Source organism: Methylocaldum szegediense, assembly GCF_949769195.1.
GTDB lineage: Bacteria > Pseudomonadota > Gammaproteobacteria > Methylococcales > Methylococcaceae > Methylocaldum > Methylocaldum szegediense.
Genome location: NZ_OX458333.1, coordinates 380027 through 398616 on the forward strand (window position 1 = coordinate 380027; position 18590 = coordinate 398616).

Annotated in this window: 12 protein-coding genes and 2 pseudogenes; 5 read left to right on the top strand and 9 right to left on the bottom strand. The window is 57.1% G+C overall.

What is annotated here, in order from left to right; genetic code table 11:
- Positions 1–134: 134 nt before the first annotated feature.
- Positions 135–995: an alpha/beta fold hydrolase gene (locus QEN43_RS01660; RefSeq protein WP_317963641.1), complete on the top strand. Its 861-nt coding sequence runs from the start codon at positions 135–137 to the stop codon at positions 993–995.
- Between the two features lie 303 nt (positions 996–1298).
- Here QEN43_RS01660 and QEN43_RS01665 read toward each other — a convergent pair whose 3' ends face one another.
- Both QEN43_RS01665 and QEN43_RS01670 read right to left on the bottom strand, forming a co-directional pair.
- Positions 1299–1442, bottom strand: a complete 144-nt coding sequence (locus QEN43_RS01665) for a ferritin family protein (RefSeq protein WP_202901145.1) — start codon at positions 1440–1442, stop codon at positions 1299–1301.
- A 100-nt stretch (positions 1443–1542) separates the two neighbouring features.
- Positions 1543–2043: a DUF1269 domain-containing protein gene (locus tag QEN43_RS01670; protein WP_026610546.1), complete on the bottom strand. Its 501-nt coding sequence runs from the start codon at positions 2041–2043 to the stop codon at positions 1543–1545.
- 829 nt (positions 2044–2872) lie between these two features.
- On the opposite strand from QEN43_RS01670, the gene QEN43_RS01675 reads away from it, so the two are divergent.
- On the top strand, positions 2873–4276 hold the full coding sequence (locus QEN43_RS01675) for an MBL fold metallo-hydrolase (RefSeq protein ID WP_026610547.1): 1404 nt from the start codon (positions 2873–2875) through the stop codon (positions 4274–4276).
- 220 nt (positions 4277–4496) lie between these two features.
- Here QEN43_RS01675 and QEN43_RS01680 read toward each other — a convergent pair whose 3' ends face one another.
- The 3 genes from QEN43_RS01680 to QEN43_RS01690 all read right to left on the bottom strand — a co-directional run bounded on the left by QEN43_RS01680 (position 4497) and on the right by QEN43_RS01690 (position 8766).
- Complete coding sequence (locus QEN43_RS01680) at positions 4497–6629, bottom strand: tetratricopeptide repeat protein (protein ID WP_026610548.1); 2133 nt, start codon at positions 6627–6629, stop codon at positions 4497–4499.
- Between the two features lie 735 nt (positions 6630–7364).
- A complete protein-coding gene (locus tag QEN43_RS01685; protein ID WP_026610549.1) occupies positions 7365–7778 on the bottom strand; it encodes a PRC-barrel domain-containing protein in 414 nt (137 codons plus the stop codon).
- Between the two features lie 718 nt (positions 7779–8496).
- Positions 8497–8766, bottom strand: a complete 270-nt coding sequence (locus QEN43_RS01690; protein WP_235726617.1) for a nuclear transport factor 2 family protein — start codon at positions 8764–8766, stop codon at positions 8497–8499.
- Between the two features lie 497 nt (positions 8767–9263).
- Here QEN43_RS01690 and QEN43_RS01695 point away from each other — a divergent pair.
- From QEN43_RS01695 to QEN43_RS01705, 3 genes and pseudogenes are all read left to right on the top strand, one after another.
- Positions 9264–9740 (top strand): annotated as a pseudogene (locus tag QEN43_RS01695) (IS481 family transposase); the annotation flags it as partial.
- Between the two features lie 164 nt (positions 9741–9904).
- On the top strand, positions 9905–10993 hold the full coding sequence (locus QEN43_RS01700) for an IS5 family transposase (protein ID WP_317963642.1): 1089 nt from the start codon (positions 9905–9907) through the stop codon (positions 10991–10993).
- A gap of 169 nt (positions 10994–11162) precedes the next feature.
- Positions 11163–11609 (top strand): annotated as a pseudogene (locus QEN43_RS01705) (integrase core domain-containing protein); the annotation flags it as partial.
- Between the two features lie 482 nt (positions 11610–12091).
- Here the strand turns inward: QEN43_RS01705 and QEN43_RS01710 are convergent.
- The 4 genes from QEN43_RS01710 to QEN43_RS01725 form a co-directional block, all read right to left on the bottom strand.
- Positions 12092–12541: an ATP-binding protein gene (locus tag QEN43_RS01710; protein ID WP_317963643.1), complete on the bottom strand. Its 450-nt coding sequence runs from the start codon at positions 12539–12541 to the stop codon at positions 12092–12094.
- A gap of 82 nt (positions 12542–12623) precedes the next feature.
- Positions 12624–13496 (bottom strand): hypothetical protein, encoded by an 873-nt coding sequence (locus QEN43_RS01715; RefSeq protein WP_317963644.1) that lies wholly within the window; start codon positions 13494–13496, stop codon positions 12624–12626.
- A gap of 1048 nt (positions 13497–14544) precedes the next feature.
- On the bottom strand, positions 14545–17199 hold the full coding sequence (locus QEN43_RS01720) for an AAA family ATPase (protein WP_317963645.1): 2655 nt from the start codon (positions 17197–17199) through the stop codon (positions 14545–14547).
- 2 nt (positions 17200–17201) lie between these two features.
- Entirely contained in the window at positions 17202–18323 is a 1122-nt protein-coding gene (locus QEN43_RS01725) for a metallophosphoesterase family protein (protein ID WP_317963646.1), read from the bottom strand.
- Positions 18324–18590: the final 267 nt, after the last annotated feature.

Here is an 18590-nt window from a genome sequence, read left to right on the forward strand (position 1 = left end):
CCCGTAAATACCAGGAGGGTATTTATGGGCCTGATTGAAGATCATGAAAAAGCGTCCACATCGCGACTGAAAGTCCTCGGCGAACGGTCAAAATATATCAAGGACCGTTCCTGAGCTTACAAGATGCGACGATCATGGAAAGACCTCTTGAAGAACATAGGCTCGACATCACCTTGCCGGACACGGTTATTTCGACGGAGTTGTTGACCGCCGGGGACGGGCCGCCCGTGGTTTTTCTTCACGGTATCGCCGACAGTGCCCAGACCTGGCAGTGGGTGATGCGGAATCTGACACCGCGTTATCGGCTCATCGCACCGAGTTTTCCGGGTTTCGGACAGAGCGATAAGCCGGCTGTCGCGTACTCGCCCGAATTGTTCACCCGGTTCACGCTGGTTTTATTGGATGCCTTGGGTCTGGAACGGGCCTGTCTCGTCGGCAACTCGCTCGGCGGGTTAGTGGCCTTGCGTCTCGCCCTTTCCGAGCCTGCTCGGGTGTCCGCCTTGGCGCTCATCGGTAGCGCCGGCCTGGGGCGCGCAGTCAGTCTGTCGATGCGGCTGCTTAGTCTGCCGGGGATGCGCAACATGGCGGTGCGCTGGTTTGGAACCCCGCTTGGAGCCCAGCTTTGGGTATCCCAATTGGAGGCCCTGCTGATCGCCGGCAGCAGCCCGTCGGGCTGGCGAGAACGGATGCATCGAATGGCTCGAACGCCCGGCTTTTTGGAAGCAGTTGCGGCAACGACCGCGAGTGGAATCAATCTGAGAGGTCAACGCGAGCTCCTTTTGGGCCAGTTGTCCAAATTGACGGTGCCTACCCTGATTCTGTGGGGAGAAAGGGACCGGATCGTTCCGGTGCGGCACGCCCGGGCGGCGGTCGAGAGGCTCGTTCAGGGACGGCTCGAGATACTGCCGGATTGCGGTCATTTGCCCCAGGTGGAGAAGCCCGATCAGGTGGCCGACCTGCTCGGTGATTTTCTGGACAAGGTCGACCGGTGTTGAATTGGTTTATGGGCATTCGCTGGCCTGCGGTGCCGGGAAACCAAACTCATCGACCGGATTGAGGTACGGCTCGTTTTCGGCCTAGGTCGGACAGTAGTCTCATCGGCCCCTTCTGACACAACATTCGAAGGCCGGCAAATGACGATCACGCGAGGCGGACTGAGGATTCTGCAAGCTCCGGCGAACACCCGGTTCCTCAGTGGCCGCAAGCAGACCGTCGTATAACGCCACATTGTCTTTCTCGGGCTCGACCGCACAGCGGAACGCTTCTGCCCGCGTATCCGGGGCCGTCACGTTCGCCGGTCAGCGGGGCAAACCACAGCGGTCGAACAGCGAGAGCAGGGCGGCGACATGTCTTTCCTCGGCCTCGACAATGTTGATGAAAGGACTAATCGGTCCGAATTTTTCGATGATTTTTCGATACGCGGTGCGCCTTGTATTCGTCATCGAGCGCTTCGGTCAGCCGATCCGTCAAGTTCGAATTCATCAGCAATTCCACGACCGTGTTGAGTCTGAAAAGCCCGGTTGGCTTTCATGTGGCAATACACTACGGAAAGGTGTGCGGGTCGGTGCCCTCGCATTCGGCCTCGGGATGATGTTTCTTGATGATGGCCTCGATTTCTTCGACGCGGTCTCGCGGCACATCGACCATCAGCAAGAACTCGCCTCGTTCTATGGCTTCCTGAAACTGCTCGATCCTTCGGTTACCGATGCTGCTGCCGATCATGCTCGACGCCAGGGCTCCAACGCCGGCTCCCGCCAAGGTGATAGCGAACAGTGCGCCGCCGCCAAGAACCAATCCGGTGGGCAAGGCGATCGCTACGAGCCCGGCCAAGAGCCCTGTCGCGCCGCCCAACGCCAGACCTTGCTCCAAGGCGGGGATAAAGTCCGTTTTTTGGAGGAAAGTAGCTTCCGGCAGGTCTTCCAGAGGGGTGCCCCTCTTGGCCAGTACATGAATGTGGCGCTCCTCGATCCGAGCCAGCAGCAACTCGTCCACGATTTTCTTGGTCGTTTCGATGTTGGGTACCAGGAAATAGATGCGTCGCATGATTCGTGCTCCGTTTCTGATAGGGCATCTCGAACTACTCGTTCGAGAGAGGATAGTCCCAGTTTGAACCTTGCGGCACCGAGCCGTCGCTCAATGGGTAGCGGATTAGACTTGATCTCAGGAAGGAAATTGCATGATCGTAAAAACTGCCTTTGGACGCGCCGGGCAGTGCGGTGGGCGGGTCGGCTGTCCGGAGCGAAGTCGAAGCGGGGTGCTCGGCGCGGCTCATGCCGGACCATCCTGGTCGGCACCCTACGGGCGGCTTTGCCGTGCACCCGTTCGTCGGGAACGAACGGGAACGTGCGGAGCACGGCCCGAAGGGCGAGTCTCAGGGATGAGACGAGTAAACCGGCACCAATCCTCCGGGAGAGGGTTGGGACGCGGAGCGCCCGTAAGGGTGAAAAACAAGGATGTTTTTCATCAATCCTGCCGGTTTGTCCGTTTCTCACCGCACCCAACGGGTTTTCTGCTGCGGGATGTGGTGAGCGGAGCCGGGGCCGGTGCGGTTCGCTTGGCTCACCGCACCCTACAGGTTATCGGTCGTAGGATGCGGTGAGAAAGCGAACGGCCTTTCGGCAAAGCTCAGGATAAGCATCATTCGCGGGCGCGATCGGCACGGTTCGTTCCTCACGGCACCCTACGGAATGGCGGTTGTAGGATGTGGTGAGCGAAGCGAACCGCATCATTCGCGGGAACGAATGCTCAGGACAAGCATCATCCACGGTGCCATACGCTCTCGATGCTTGAGGATGGCGGAGCCAAGCGGGATCACCGTACCGTTATACCGTGTCCAAATGGATGCCCCTCACCAACTCGATAGGAGGCTTACATGTTCTTTAAGCAGTTCTACTTGGGCTGTCTCGCCCACGCCTCTTACCTCATCGGCGATGAAGAGACGAAAACCGCAGTCGTGGTGGATCCTCAACGCGACGTCGAGCACTATCTGCAAGAGGCGCGCCGCCAAGGGTTCGAGATTCGCCATGTGTTCCTGACCCATTTCCACGCCGATTTCGTCGCGGGACACCTGGAATTGCGGGATCGTGTGGGCGCCAAGATCCATTTGGGGGCGCGGGCCGACGCCGAATACGCGTTCATTCCCCATCCCGACGGAGATGTCGTTGAATTCGGGCGGGTTCGCCTGAAGGTTCTGGAAACCCCGGGTCATACCCCCGAAGGGATCTCGATCGTGGTTTACGATCTGGCCAAGAGTGACGATGTTCCCTATGCCGTACTGACGGGCGACACGCTGTTCATTGGTGACGTTGGGCGCCCGGATCTGCTGGCCTCGTTCGGTGTTTCGGCCGAAGATCTGGCCGCCATGCTTTACGATTCCCTGCACGAAAAGCTGCTGCCCCTGCCCGACGAGACGCTGGTCTACCCGGCGCACGGCGCAGGCTCTATGTGCGGAAAGAATCTCAGTACCGATCTGTTTTCCACCATGGGTGCGCAGAAGCAGTACAACTACGCGCTGAAGCCTATGAGCAAGGAGGAGTTCATCCGCCTGGTCACGGCCGGCCAGCCGGAAGCGCCGAAATATTTTTCCTATGACGCGCTGCTGAATCGAAAGGAACGCGCCACCCTCGAAGAGGCTCTAGCGGCGGAATTGCAGCCGCTCTCGCTCGACGAGGTGCTTGAAAGGAAACGGGCGGGAGCGCAACTACTGGATGTGCGGGAGTCGGCGGATTTCGCGGGCGCGCATTTGGTGGACAGCATCAACATCGGACTCGGCGGTCCCTACGCTACCTGGGCTGGCACGCTGCTTGACCGCACCCGTCCCATTGTACTGATCGCCGAGCCTGGCCGAGAGCAGGAAGCCGCGATGAGGCTCGGGCGCATCGGCTTCGACAATGTCGTGGGTTATCTCCGAGGGGGCATGGAGGCACTGGACCAGCGACCCGATCTTATCCGGCGAACCGACCGCATTACCGCTCCGACACTGGCGGAAAAACTGGCTTCGGCGCAACCTCCGCTCGTCCTAGACGTGCGCACCGAGAACGAATGGGAACAAAAACGCATCCCCGGCAGCGTCAATATTCCGCTCAACCGAATCGCGGAGCGCAGCGGCGAACTGCCCCACGACCGCCCCATCGTGGTCCACTGCGGGACCGGTTACCGCTCGTCGATCGCGACCAGCCTTCTGCAAGGGCAGGGATTCGGCAATACGATCGATCTGGTGGGCGGTTTCAACGCATGGGAAAAGTGTTGTCCGGGTAACGTCGTCTCGCCGGGCTAGTCATGCCCGACTTCCATTCGATTAAAGGGCGTCGTCCCGGCAGGGATTGCCGGGGTCCAGATGACAGGGATGTAGACGCCTCGCCATCCTTGGTCTCTTGATTCCGGCAATCTCTGCCGGAATGACGGTTTTGCGGGTTTATCTGGACACCCGCGTCTAGGACGAGAGGAGGGGCCATCCTCCTTTGAATTCCCCGCCAAACGGCGATCATGCGGCTCGTTTACCAATAATATTTCTGTTCCTTGGACCAGAGAAAATTCTTGTATTGGGTCTTAAGCCGTTTGAACCATGCCCCTCGTTGCGCCTTGGGAACCTCTTGGTCGCCGCAACGATTGTAGCCCGAGTAGGCGAAGCAGGTGGTTGCCCGGTGCAAGGCATAGGCTACGTCTTCATCAGTTTTCTTCGCGTCACGCCGCTCAATGACCTCCTGATAATAGTCGAGGCTGGTATAGACCTTTCCGCCGAAAGCATCCTCGGCTTTCGTCGCCGGCAGTCCGTAGTCGGCGGCTTCGTGCCAGTGGTGGACGCCGAACTGGACGGGATCCTCATCGGCTATCGCCGGATCCGGATAATTCCAGCTCGAGGCGCGGAGAAAATCTCCCATACAGTTGAGCCAGCGAGCCGAATTTGGGTTCTGCTGCAGAGCGGCAAGCAACTCCTTAATGGCAGGACAGGTATAGCCGTCCTTCCGTCCTTCATAAGATAGCGGCGCAAGCTTGTCGCGCGACAATTCGAATCCAGAGGGCGGATAAGCGGTCAGAAGCTGCTCGGCCGCCTGGAAATTGCGGCGCCGTATCCATTGGCCGACCAACCGAAAATAGGCCAGGGATCTCGCGTGAGGTGGCAAATCGTCGCGCTTCAGGAGGCTTTCCAACAAAGCGGGCGTGGCTTTGTGAACGAAGTAATCCTGAATTTCGGGAACGGCGACGGGGGAATCCTTGGCGTAAACCTGGTCCAGCCGACCGGTCTCGTTCCAGGTCAAGGCCAACAACCATTGCGCCTGTATTTTCTGCCCGGGATGCTCGACCGTTTTTAGCGTTTCCAGCCAATGGCTTTCGGCTTCCGGAAATTGCCGCAGTGCCATCAGCGAGAGGCCGCGCAACACCCAGCGGCTGTAAGCCAGATTAGACGCTTTGGCCGCGATTTGCTCGGATGCGGTTTGCCGGATTACCTCCGGATAATTCTTTTCCACCCAGAAAACATGCGCCAATCCGAGGTAAGACCGGAGCGGTTCAAGGCCAGCGTTCGCGAATTCGGCGCGGTGGACGGCGAGATCGGCCGGTTCCACCGGAGATTTCTGCGGGCTGCCTTCCTCCTGTGGCCGCCAGGAGGCCAAGGTCCCTAGACTTGCGAGAACCGGTGAAGGCCAGAGGGCGTCGACGGCGTTCCCGGCCGGATCCACCTTGCGCTCCGTTTCGTCGATGAAACTCAGGACGATTTCGTTTGGCGTGCCGTTACCCAGGGCCGCCAGCCAGGCTTGATAATCCGCAGCTAGCGCCGCGCTATCCGCCGCTAGCCAGTGAATTTTCCGAAACAAGCCCTTCGCGGATTCGGCATATCGCCCTTGCGGGTACGCTTTCAGGTAATCGCCAAAGGCGGCTGCCGCCTGGTCCAAAAACGCCTTGTCGATATTCTCCGCGCTCGGTTCGCTCCACAAATCGAACCGGATTTGCGCCTGGTTAAGGGCCACCCGCCCCAGCATGTAAAGCGACGTTTCCCGCACCCAATCCGGTGCATCGGCCGAAAGGGCTTTGAACTGGGTCAGAGCCGGCTCGTACTGGCCGGCGTAGAACTTCGCCGCTGCTTCGAGATAATGGGCATAGGGCTTGGCTGTGTCCGATACCGGAAGCGGCTGAAAGGCTTCCATGGCTTTCTCGCACAAACCGGCGAAGCGCAAACGTTCTTGAGCCAGCAGCATCCCGTCCTGGCCGGGCAGGGAAGCGCTTTTGACCGCCCTCAGAAATGCCTCGATGGCTTGGGCGTTGTCGGTGAAACAACGGCCGTACCCGCTTGCCTCCAGGCGCTGCAAAGCGCTCGCAACACTATCGCTGGCGACACCGAGCTCGGCCGCCAAAGATGAGACGCCGTTTTCGGATTCCGCCGTGCTCGGGCTCGCTGGGTCCATGAAATCGCTGTAATGAAACGGAATGGCCTCTGTCCGGTAACGAACGGCGCCCCGATCTTCGAGCAATAAGCCCAGGTTACCGCGGCTATCGTTGTCGGGCGTAAGAAAATAGGCATTGGGATGCTCGCCGCACCAGAAATCGCACCCATCGCCCGAGGCCAGAGCCACGATGGGGGCGAAGGTGAGTGAGAGAATCGAAAGTACCGCCGACAGGCTTGGTCGAGACATTCTAGAACAGTGCGACGCAGGTCTTCCGTCAAATCGCGGCTGGTTGCCGCTTGGATCGCTTTTCATTCTTGTTCTCCGGGGTTTGTTTTTTGTATCGGGTTGGATGCAGATAGTGTAGGTAAGCCTGCGGAGTCCGCATAACGGGCGATATGGATTTGGTCGCGGCAAAGGGAGGGTGCGCTCGGGCTTCGTTGACCACTGGGAGTGGGCGACGGGATGCAATAGAGGGCGCTGAGGTACGACAAATCGGTAGGGTAGGCAATTTCTACGCGGAGCTGTCCGCACGGTGCCGCACACGGATTTGTGACATGAACTGAATCAATCGTGAGCGATGCCTGCTCTGAGCAAAGTTGAAGGGCGCTTCCTTTCGCTCAGCGCATCCTACGGTACTTCGATCTTAGCTTTGGTTTGGCTGCTATAAGCCACGTATGAATACTGCGGAGCAACTCCTTGGCGCTAAACTTTGATGGATTGCACTCGACCGTTGCTAACGGGACGGACCAACGCAAGGCGAAACGACGGTCCACGAAATCATCTTATTCGGGGAGATTAAAGATGAGCCTTTGTTTTGTCTTTACAGAAGCGAAAAACGAAGTCTTGCACCTTTACTCGAAGGATATTCCCTTGTTTGGACCGCCGGCTTCCACAATCTCCGGAGTAGCCGCGGATGCCTACAATCCTGCATCATCCGCGGCTGAAATGCCTCCGATGGTTCGTTGAGGCGGCCGCAGTCGGTTACTTGCTGTACCGGAATTCGGGCACCTCTTTCAGCGAATCCTTGGTTGCTCCTGGCAGAACGATCTTGGGGGTGACTTGGTTGAACTGCTGCACGGGGATGGCGACGCGGTGTGTTCCCATACCTAGAAATCCACCGACGTCGACGATGGCGACCGATAAAGATCCGTCAGGGGCGACAATGAAGTCTTCAATCTTGCCGATCTTCTGATTGTTGTCGTTGTAGACCTGCTGGCGAAGCAGCTTCGATACTCGCCAACCTTTGGTAACAATGTCGGTCTGCTCGACCGCAACACCAATGGTTGTCGTGCCCGCAACCGGAGCCTCCTCCTGACCCTGTGCGAAGGCTCCTCCAGTTACGCCTAAGCTGAAAAGCACGGATAAGATGAGCATTTTCATAAGCTTTAGTTCCATAACTTCACTCCTTGATAGTTAGGATTGTTGAAAATGCACGGCGGATTGCCTAACGCAACCGAAGGTGCAGTCCATGCCCGACTCGGAGCGCCCGCGTCGGCGTATTCGTACGTTCGGTCAAAAGGGAACCGACCGTACCTTTACCGGCGTTGTCATGTGCGCAACCGATCGGTTGCCCAGCTAAGAATCGATACGAAAAACGATTGGGTTCCCTCCTCAAATTCGGTCATCCGTTCGGTTGTCGCGGTGGGTGTGTAGTCTGCCAGGGACAGATACGACAACAACTGGGCTGAACCAATATGACGTGAAGCCACAACGAGCACCGGATCGAGACGTCATGCCACTCAATCTCCGACCGTTCAGCCCACAGTATATTTTTGATCTTGAATTCTCCGCCGAAGTTCACAATACCGGCCGAAGTATTGCTTGCCAGACCGCTACTTAAACTGGACGAAACTTGAAGCGTCTACTCACGGCCATGAGGCTTATCCTGCTCTTGATGCTTTAGTTTGGCGAATCATCGATCCCAACGGCCCGAAAAAGTGCGGGATGGAGGTCGCGAGGAACCGTACTGTGAGAGACATTTCCTCTCGATCGGAAATAGGGATTACTTCCCAGACGGCATCAGCTAAAGGCCGGTAAAGCTGACCAGCTTTATAGCGTCGCTCCTTGACGTTTCGCCTTTCGCCAGCGGCTTATTACTTCACGTTACACGCCATCAAGCAGCAGTTTGTTGGTGAAACGCGATGCGCCAAATACCGTCACGCTTGACGTAGAGCGTTGCACACAGAGCTTTCTCGGCTTCCTTTTTAAAGTTCCACCGGGCGATAGCCAAATAGTGCAGTAGCGCGACACCCGGCGCTAGCGTAAAGGCGCGCACATCTTGGAGATCGACCTCAGCCCAACGATGGCCGGCGACATTCTCCTCATGGATCGCGTTCAAAGCAAATTCGAGGTCAATTCTGCCGATTTCAGGAAAGATGATCACGGCATCCGGAAGAAACGTCCGACGATAAACCTCGATATCATTCGCCCATATAAGTCCGCTCGATTTGTGACAGCTCTTGGTCGAGGTTCATCGTTGTCTCCCACAATAGTTCAATCTGACGCTTAAAAGTAACCCAGGAATCGGCCACGTATATATTGCGACATGAGCGTCGTCACCGCTGATAAACGCTCGAAAAGGAAGCTGTCTTTGGCAGCGAGTCTCGCCACGCAGGCGAGTGACTTCGGCAAACCCGATCCGGGGTGCCTTTTGACGGTCCGGTGACAACGTCCTTTTCTGGGCACCATCCCCCTTCGAGCGAGCGGTGTTCGTCCCATTCCGTCTCTGGCGGAATAGTCGCTTCCGCCGAGGTTGCCTTTGTCTGCCAAAAAGCGTGCCCCAAAGACAAATCAGCCAGGAGCTAATTTGGACGCGTGAAGTGCCCCGCAGGGTTCGCAGCAAGAAACGTAAAAATCAGCGGGCACCCGAATGGCGTATTAATCCTGAATGCCCGTACCACCCCGGCCGTTCGGCAGGCCATTCAAGCGTCCACGTTGAGCGAGCGCGCCTTGGCCCAAAAGCATGGCATTAGCCGAACGACTGTCCACAAGTGGAAACACCGCTCCTCGGTCGAAGATGCCTCGCATCGGCCCCACACTCTCAGGACCACACTCACGCCCGCCCAGGAAGCCATCGTGGTCTATCTCCGTCAATCCCTGCTCCTCCCCTTGGATGATCTCCTGGCCGTGACCCGGGAATTTCTCAATCCCGCCGTGTCCCGTTCCGGACTAGACCGCTGCCTGCGCCGCCACGGGGTGGCCTCCCTCAAGGCCCTGCTCCCCCCTGCGGAGAAGACCACGTTCAAGCCTTTCAAGGTCTACGAGCCCGGCTTCCTTCACGTGGATGTCAAGTACTTGCCGGCTATTGACGGCGAACTTCGCCGATACCTGTTCGTCGCGATCGACCGCGCCACCCGCTGAGTGTATGTCGCCCTCAAGCCCAACCGCACCGCCTTAACAGGCTGTTGATTTTCTCGGTCCTGGAAGCCGCATAAATTCGTTGGATGGATCGCCTAAAATAGGCATAAACGATTGTTTGTCATGGCAAAATAATATTATTTCAAGATGCGTTGGACTCGTTCATGCGCGGCGCCGACATCACCCAGCAAGAACTCTTCAGTTATCGAACCTTGGAAGAGCGGATCCCCAAGGCTCATCCCCTTCGCAAGCTCCGGGCCGTGGTCGACCGTCTGCTGACCACGCTGGACTCGGAATTGGATGCCCTCTATGCCCGAACCGGCCGGGAATCGATTCCGCCGGAGCGGTTGCTGCGTGCCAGCCTGATCCAGGTCTTATTCTCCATCCGCTCCGAGCGGCAGTTGGCCCAGCAGATCGAATTCAATCTGTTGTACCGCTGGTTTGTCGGGCTGACCCTGGATGCCGAGGTCTGGGACCACTCCAGCTTCAGCGCCAACCGGGATCGGTTGCTGAACAAAAAGATTTCCCGGCAGTTTTTCGAGCGGGTCGTGCAGTTCGCGGAATGGCAGGACCTTCTGTCGGACGAGCATTTCTCGGTGGACGGCACGTTGATCCAGGCGTGGGCCTCGATGAAAAGCTTTGTGAACAAGGAGGGTTCCTCGCCCCCGCCGGAGGACGGTGGCCGAAATCCCACGGTCGATTTCAAGGGTGAGAAGCGCTCCAACGCGACCCACGCCTCGACCACCGATCCGGAGGCTCGCCTCTACAAGAAAAGCGAAGGGGATAAAGCCCAACTGTGCTTCATGGGCCATGCCCTGATGGAAAACCGGAGCGGCCTGGTGGTGGATGTGGAGGTGACTCACGCCACCGGCACGGCGGAACGGGACGCGGCCAAGATCATGATTGGCCGCACCGTCACGAAGCCCGGTGCCACGGTCGGGGCGGATAAGGCTTACGACGTGCCGGAGTTTGTGCACGCTCTCCGGAAACGGCGGGTCACACCGCATGTCGCCCGGAAGGACAAAGGCTCCGCCATCGATGGCCGCACCACCCGACATCCCGGCTACCGGATCAGTCAGAAGAGGCGCAAGCGGGTGGAAGAACTCTTCGGCTGGTCGAAGACCGTGGGCGGGTTACGCCAGACCCGGTTCCGGGGTTTGAAGAAGGTGGCGGCCCAGACCGTGTTCACGTTCGCCGCCTACAACCTGACCCGGCTGGGTGGGCTGTTCGGCTGGCGGTGGTCGACGGCCTAGGCGGGCGTCTGCCCGAAAGTCGCCGAAAGGTGGCAAAAACCCCCAAGCGGGGGGATGAAAACTGGCTCGAACCGGGATTTCAGAGCTAAAAGGACCTTCAGCACTCAAAATGAAGCCGTCAATAAAGGGTAAAGCCGAAGGCATGGCGGCGAATTTCAACAGCCTGTTAAGTGCAAAGGCCTTCCTCAAAGCGGTGATTCAAGCCGCGCCTTTCCGCATCCAGAAATGTCTGACCGACAACGGCTCGGAGTTCACCGACCGTTTCTTGACCCGAACTCGGCAGCCCTCGGGGACGCATGAGTTTGACCGACTCTGCGCCGAACAGGCCATCGAACATCGCCTGATTCCGCCTGGCCGGCCCCAAACGAATGGCCTGGTGGAACGCTTCAATGGCCGCATCGAGGAGGTGTTGCAAACCCATCACGTCGATTCAACCGCCGATCTGGAAACGACCTTGTACCGCTATGTCGACCTGTACAATCATCACATTCCTCAACGGGCCTTAGGCCATCTCACCCCGATTCAGGCTCTCAAAAACTGGCAAATGTCCCATCCCCATCTCTTTCGCAAGAGGGTTCACAATCTTGCGGGACTTGACACCTATTATACGGAGTAAGCTGAAACTATTGAGCCAAATGCTGAACAAAACCCGCGTAAAACATTTTAGTCTGTGTACGGGGGGCTTACGTCCATCGGATCAATCAAGGATTTCAGAGCGATCCGCGGCTTTTAAGGCACCAGTCAAACACGTTTCCCACGAGGCAGCGATTGACATAGGCGCTGATGGTTTTCCGTTGATGTGCGTCCAACTGGCGACGAGGAGGAACGAGCTGGCTTCGAGGCATGACCCGGACAGATAGGCTAAACAACTCGAGACTGTGTGGCGCCGCCCTGGATGTGGCGCTAACCTGGACACGACTAGGCAAAAAGCGCGTCCAAGTGCATCATTCGGTTCCGTGTGTTGGACGCGAGCGGATAGAAACTGCTCCTATTGCAAAAGGTCGTTTTAGTCGTGACCTGTCAACCACAATCCGCCACACCTCGCGGAAAGGCGGGATACGTAAGTCCGCTCTACTGCCTTGGACGAAACCTTAAAATCTACACCTCCGCCCGAATCGCTTCCAACGACCTCGCTCCAACCCCCAAATCCCGCCGTTTCGCCGGATGGCACGTAAAGAGCAGAATTTGATGCCGTGTCGCGGCATCGAACAGCACGCGTTTCATCTGCGCCAGCCGCTCCCCATCGCTGTGGACGAGTGCGTCGTCGAGGATGATGAGGGTGGGGCGGCCGGCTTCGCGGAGTAGCCCGGCGTAGGCGAATCGGCTGATGATGCCCATCTGTTCGCGGGCGCCGAAGCTCAAGTCTTCGAAGTCTTCGAGTTCCATTCCGTTCGAGCTGTTGCGCGTCAGCGAACAGGGAGAGAGGTTTTCGTCGATGTCGAGGGAGGCACCGGGAAATAGGAACTGGCGATAGCGGTTAAGGTGTTTTTGTAGCCGGTAAGGTGTGACGATGAAGGAATCGCATCGTTCGCGATAGATGCGGTTCATGCCTCACCGCATCCTACGGCTCTGGGGTAAAACTAAATCGGCCGTCGGAGTATAGCGAAAACGAGTCAGCTTGAATGTCTCGTTAGACTTTCCTTCGAGTATTTACATACCTCAATGTAACACCAAGTAATCTTGCTCTCTCTCGTAACTCTTGGTTTAGTTTTGCTTCGGTTACGAGAATGGCTTGGACATCAACTTCATATGGTGCGTGTTCTGCTTTTTTGACTTCGCGATATTTTACGCATTGGTATATGCCACGCTTAAAATCTTCGTCACTCGATCGCCGGGATTTCACTTCGATCATTCTGAACGAATTCCCGCAAGAGAAAACAACATCAACTTCATCACCAGATTGCAAGCGGACTTCTATCTTGCCTAGGCCAAAATCACGGTGCAAACCTATGCGCCTAGGGTCTTGTGAAACCCAAATCTTTAATTCCTTGTGTTCTTCACTTTCAGCTTCACCGCCATGACCTCCATTGAGATAGTCATGTTCATTACCTTGAGGTTTTCTTAGATTGTCAAGAGCCTCATTGCCAAACAATTCCTTATTTATATTTCGCCATTTCTTATAATTAAATATCTTTTCGCGCTCTCTCTGAATAACCTTAAGTTTACGATTCTCACGTAATTTATCCCAATTTCTTAGTCTCTCTTTTGGATAACGATCTGCCAAGTATCCAGCGACTCCATTTCCGGGTATACCATTTGGTCGAGTAATGAGCACGTTAATCAGTGGAGCACCTGGGTCGACCTCTAATATTCTATTCATTAGAGAGCCTGCAACGTGACCAATATGGGTTGAGAATATTTTTCCAGTGCTGAGCTGATATTCTAATTCTTCTGCTATTGCTCCATAAGTTAAAAATGGCTCGCCATTATCAATGCATCTCAACAACATGGCCATTGCATACTGCGGGCCATCTTTGCCCAGTTGTTTCAATGTATATGGCATTGCTTTTAAACTCCTTTAGCGATGGTGGGAAAATTACCGTAGTGCTTAACACCTACTTTCATTTATTAAGGTGCCGTATTAAAGATGTTAAATTGAATTGAGTGCCATTTTATTCGGGCAAAGTAATTATTAATTTAAACTCAAATATTTAATTTTTAAGTGAAATCAATGCTTAGTACTTCACCGGTATCATTTAACTCATCACAGACACAGCTGACCTCAGTTTTGGTGTTACATCTTTTGCAGACAACTTCGCCGAAAGCGGAGTGCTGAGTTGTATGATTTACAGATGGTTGTGACGCCTCAATTTCGAGTTGGAAGAGATCAAATTCAATCTCAACGACACAGTCTTCATTACTACAAGTAATCTTTGGCATACATTTTTCGTTGTACTTGGTTCGCAAACATCAAGCAGTCTCCCTAAGAGGCGCCTTATATTACGCTACTTGTGGAGGAGAAACTGATTTCGCTTTCAAGAACCGCCCAGATTTCAAGGCTTTGCTATCTTTAGCAGGATCGGTCGCCGTTGGTTTTATACACCTGCCTATCATGCGGAGTAAGCCGAAACTATTGGACCAAATTCAGGACAAAGGCCGCGTCAAAAATTATAGCCTGCGTTGAGAAAACGCTTATGTGCATAAGATCAACCAGGGCATTCAAATCGAACCCGATTTTTAACGTAACGCCAAACAGGGTTTTCGTAGGACAGAGATGACATTGGCGTAGGCGCTGGCGGCTCCTGGTTGGCGTGCGTCCGAGCCGGCGATAACCAAAGAGATGCTGTCTTCAAGACAGAGCGCGGCCAGAGACGCGAAGCAACGGGATACTGCGCGACGGCCCGAAAGGATCTGGTGCTCACCGGGTTGCGGCGAGGTGAACAACGCGTGCAGGTGCATCATTCGGGTCCGGCCTTTGGGCACGAATGGATAAGGGTGCCTCCTATCGTAAACAGTCGCTTTAGTCGTGACCTGTCAACCCCAATCCGCCATGCTTCGGGAAAGGCGGGATACGCAAATTCGCACTACTGCCTCGGATGAAACTAGAAAATCTACGCCTCCGCCCGAATCGCCTCCAACGACCTCGCCCCAACCCCCAAATCCCGCCACTTCGCGGGATGGCAGGTAAAGAGCAGAATCTGGTGCCGCGTTGCGGCGTCGAATAGCACGCGTTTCATTTGGGCGAGCCGTTCTTCGTCGCTGTGGACGAGGGCGTCGTCGAGGATGATGAGGGTGGGGCGGCCGGCTTCGCGTAGGAGTCCGGCGTAGGCGAGTCGGCTGATGATGCCCATCTGTTCGCGCGCGCCGAAGCTCAAGTCTTCGAAGTCTCCGAGTTCAGTTCCGTTCGAACCGTTACGCGTCAGCGAACGAGGCGAGAGGTTTTCGTCGATGTCGAGGCAGGCGCCGGGGAATAGGAGCTGGAGATAGCGGCTAAGGTGTTTTTGCAGCGGGGCCTGAAGCCTTTGGGTGAGGGCGCGGCGCTTGTCGCGTAGTAATCTCAAGAGATAGTCCAAGGCTTCGGCGCGGCGGCGTAGTTCTTCGAGTCTGCGCTTGGCTTGGGCGTGGTCGCGGGCGAGTTCGGCGCGGCGTTCTTCGAGTCCTTGGGCGCCTGCGGTCTGAAGTTCGATTTCCAGTCTCGTCAGTTGGTCGAGGCGCTCGTTGTAGCGTTTTTCGAGCTGCTCGGCGCTCCGGCGGAAGCGCTCGACATCCTGTTTCAGAATATCAGGGCGGGCTTCGGCTAATTGCCGGCTCAGCGCCTCGATACGGGCGGCCAGGGTGGATTGCTCGGCGCGGGCATCGACCAGGTCTCGGTTCGCAGCCGCTACACGTTCCGGCCGCTGAGGATCGTCGACTACGGCGCGCGCGGCGGCGAGTTCGCGCGTCGCGGTTTCGAACGCGGTCTGCTCTTTTCCGGCGGTGAGTCGCGCTTCGTGTAGGCTTTCGTTGATCTTTTCGAGCGATAGCCGGGCGGCTTCCTCGGCCGCTTCGGCCTCAGAGACGGAAGGGAGTTTTGCCGTCTGTGGCGTTTCGGGCGGTAGCAGGTTCAGGGCTTGTTCGAGCTCTTGCACGCGGGCTCGCTGGACGGCCACTTCGGTCCGAAGCGGTTCGATGCCTTGCGGTGCGAGCGCCTTTAGCGTCGCTTCCGCCGTTTTGATGTCGGCGAGATGTTGAGTGTAGGCTCGATAACGTGCTTCGGCGGCTTCCAGCGACGGTAAACCGAGCCGCTGTAGCAGGGCTTCGTACGTGTCGATGAGTTGTTTCGCTTCGGCGCGAAGCTGGGTTAGGTCCGAGCCGCCGGGTGCGATTTCGAGTTGTCCCAGACCCGGCAGCGTGAGAGTGGTCGTTTCCAGCAATAGTCTTTCACCCGTGCCGGTGACCGATTCGTTGCCGATTCCAATGCTACGGCCGTCTTCGAGTGCGAAGCGCAGCCGTGTCGCAGCCGCGGTGAGCCGAATTTGCATTTCGCGAATCTGCCGGTCCTGCGCGCGCAGTTGCTCGAGATCTTTAAGCTTGATTTCGGTGAGAGCCGCCTGGCGTTTCAACTCGACCAGGGCAACCTGTTCCTTTTCGGCCTTTTCGAGTGTGTCGGCGGCTTCTTTCACTTTCAGCCGGGTCGCTTCAAGTTCGCGCATCAGTTTGAGGCGAGTGTCCGCCTGGCGGGCGAGGCGCAGCGTTTCGCGTGCTGCTTCGTGGCGTGCCTCGGCTTCGGCGCGCTTCGACTGCCATTCCTGTACGAGCGCGGTTGCTCGTTCTAGCTTTTGCCGGATAGATTCGAGTTCGGCCTCGCGTGTTTCGAGTTCTTTTTCCTGCCGCGCAAAAGTTTCCAGTTGGCCGTGTAGCAGTTTGATCCGCTCGTCGAGTTCGGCCGCGCGCCGTTTTTCGTTGCTCAAGGCTTCTTCGATGCGCTGGATCTCTTCCAGCTTCTCGGCCGCGGCCCTTTCCTGTGTGCGAAAGCCGATCCAAGGTTTTTCGGCTTCATCGGCCGCGTGTTCACGGCGCAGGGCGGCGAGGGTATCGACTTTCTGGCGATAAGCCGCGATGTCCGCGTCGAGCTCGAGAATGTCGTTAGCCAAAGCCGCTTCCTGCTTGATTGCCTCATCGTACGCTCCCTTCGGTTTTCCAGTCGAAGGCGTCAGCAACTCGTTGCGGGCGGCTTCCACGGTCGCCAGCACGGAATCGCCGCTGCTGCTGGCGATTTCCCCTAGGGAGGCGTTGAGGGCGGTACGAAGATGGTCTATCGCATGCGTCACCGGGCCTTGGATGTCGTGCCCGGCACCTTGTTGAATCCACAACAGTCCGGGAATGCCCCAATGCATGGAATCGCTGGCGCCGCGGCCGGCGTAGCGAAAACCCAGGAGTTCCGCGAGATGATCTTCGGCCTCGGTGCTGTCGAGCCGGCGCGTGCCGATCTGCAGTTCGCAGCGTTTCTTGCCGAGAAAACTCTTGACCAGCCTGTAACGCGTTTCACCGATAGAGAACTCCAGCTCGACGGTAGGGGAGGCCGAGGTATCGCCCCAGGGGCGCAAGTCGTCCACGCTGGTGGAACGATGCCGTTCGAAGAACGCGGCGCGAATGGCGGAGACGATGGTGCTCTTACCGGCTTCGTTCGGACCTGTGAACAAATTGAGGCCCGGTTCGAGGTCCTTGATCTCGATCGGTTGCCGGAATTTTTTGAACTGTTCGATACGGATGCGGGAAAGTCTCACAATCAACCTCCGGCTTTCGCGTGTTGGGCGTCGAGAATACCCGCGAGTAAAGCGAGCGCTTCCCGGGCGATCTCGGCGTCTGCTCCGTCCTGGTTTGCGCGTAGCTCGGCGATGACTTCGCCTAGGTAGCCGTCCGCTTTCAAGGCATCGATGTCCTCGGCCGTCGGTTCGAGGCGTAGAGCGGACAAATCGGCGAGCACGCTCCGGGCCTTACCGCGGGCCTGCTCGATGGCGGCACAAAGACGCCGGTATCCGCCGAGATCGGTTTGTCCGGACAGCTTGAGCTCCACGACGTCCGCCGGTCCGAAGGCGGAAATGGTCTGCAAGGCGAATTCGACGTCGCTTGGTACCCGGAGCTCAAGCGTTTCCGAATGCCAACGGTATTGGCCCGTTTCAAGCGGAGTCACCGCCGGCAAAGCACCTTGCTCCGACAGCTCCACCAGCAGCGCGCGGCCGGATTCGTTGGAACGGAATCGATCGGTTTCCGGCGTACCGCTGTACCAAGTGCGAGAGTCGATCTGTTTCACGCCGTGCCAGTCGCCCAGCGCGAGATAGTCGAGGCGCGCCTGCTCGGCACGGCCTGGGACTATCGGATTGGGCGAATCGATGTCCTCCGGCAGGACGCCTTGAACGCTGCCATGGGCGAGTCCGATTCTCAGCATGTCGGCGGGTGTTTCCGCCGAGGCGAACCATTCGGTGAGATCGGTGTAGGTATGGCGCTGGGTTAGCGGTGCCGGGAGTAAGGCAACGCCGACCGAGTCGAGCAGCACCGGCTCCGGCTGAAGACAAACGGTCACATTGGGGGGAATGGCCTTGAGGCGTTCCGCACGGGTCCAGACGGATTCGGCGAGGGCGGCATCATGGTTCCCGGGAAGCAGGATCCAGGGGCCTTGGAAACCCGCCATAGCGTTGAAAAGACGATGGATGGTCTTGTCGGCTACGCCCTGGGCGTCGAACACGTCTCCTGCGACTAGCACGAGGTCGACCCGGTTTTCGGTTGCAAGGCTCGCGAGTTTTTCAACGGCCTTGAATCGCGCTTCCGCGAGGAGGGCGCCGTCGTCGGGTTTGAACTGTCCGAAGAGCTTGCCGATTTGCCAGTCGGCGGTGTGCAGTAGTTTGATCAAATGAGCGTCCTGGTTGGTAACGAATTATTGACAATGTACGAATAGTTTAGCGTGCAGAACCGATTGACAAGCTCGATTGTCTTCAAGTAAAAACCGCATAACTTACATGGAATTTGGGGCGGGGTAACCACCGCAGGTGCTAAGCGGCGCGTAAAGGAAGCTCTGATTACGTCTCCGGTGGGAGAAGCGACCTGTGCAACTGATTGATCTAAAAGGCCCTCACCCAACCCTCTCCCAGAGGGAGAGGGCTTATTCAGAGCTTCCTAA

What these genes read in the sequence shown, in the direction of transcription:
- QEN43_RS01660 (WP_317963641.1), top strand. Translation starts at nt 135, where the DNA reads ATGGAAAGACCTCTTGAAGAACATAGGCTCGACATCACCTTGCCGGAC.
- QEN43_RS01665 (WP_202901145.1), bottom strand. Translation starts at nt 1,442, where the DNA reads ATGACGAATACAAGGCGCACCGCGTATCGAAAAATCATCGAAAAATTC.
- QEN43_RS01670 (WP_026610546.1), bottom strand. Translation starts at nt 2,043, where the DNA reads ATGCGACGCATCTATTTCCTGGTACCCAACATCGAAACGACCAAGAAA.
- QEN43_RS01675 (WP_026610547.1), top strand. Translation starts at nt 2,873, where the DNA reads ATGTTCTTTAAGCAGTTCTACTTGGGCTGTCTCGCCCACGCCTCTTAC.
- QEN43_RS01680 (WP_026610548.1), bottom strand. Translation starts at nt 6,629, where the DNA reads ATGTCTCGACCAAGCCTGTCGGCGGTACTTTCGATTCTCTCACTCACC.
- QEN43_RS01685 (WP_026610549.1), bottom strand. Translation starts at nt 7,778, where the DNA reads ATGGAACTAAAGCTTATGAAAATGCTCATCTTATCCGTGCTTTTCAGC.
- QEN43_RS01700 (WP_317963642.1), top strand. Translation starts at nt 9,905, where the DNA reads ATGCGCGGCGCCGACATCACCCAGCAAGAACTCTTCAGTTATCGAACC.
- QEN43_RS01710 (WP_317963643.1), bottom strand. Translation starts at nt 12,541, where the DNA reads ATGAACCGCATCTATCGCGAACGATGCGATTCCTTCATCGTCACACCT.
- QEN43_RS01715 (WP_317963644.1), bottom strand. Translation starts at nt 13,496, where the DNA reads ATGCCATATACATTGAAACAACTGGGCAAAGATGGCCCGCAGTATGCA.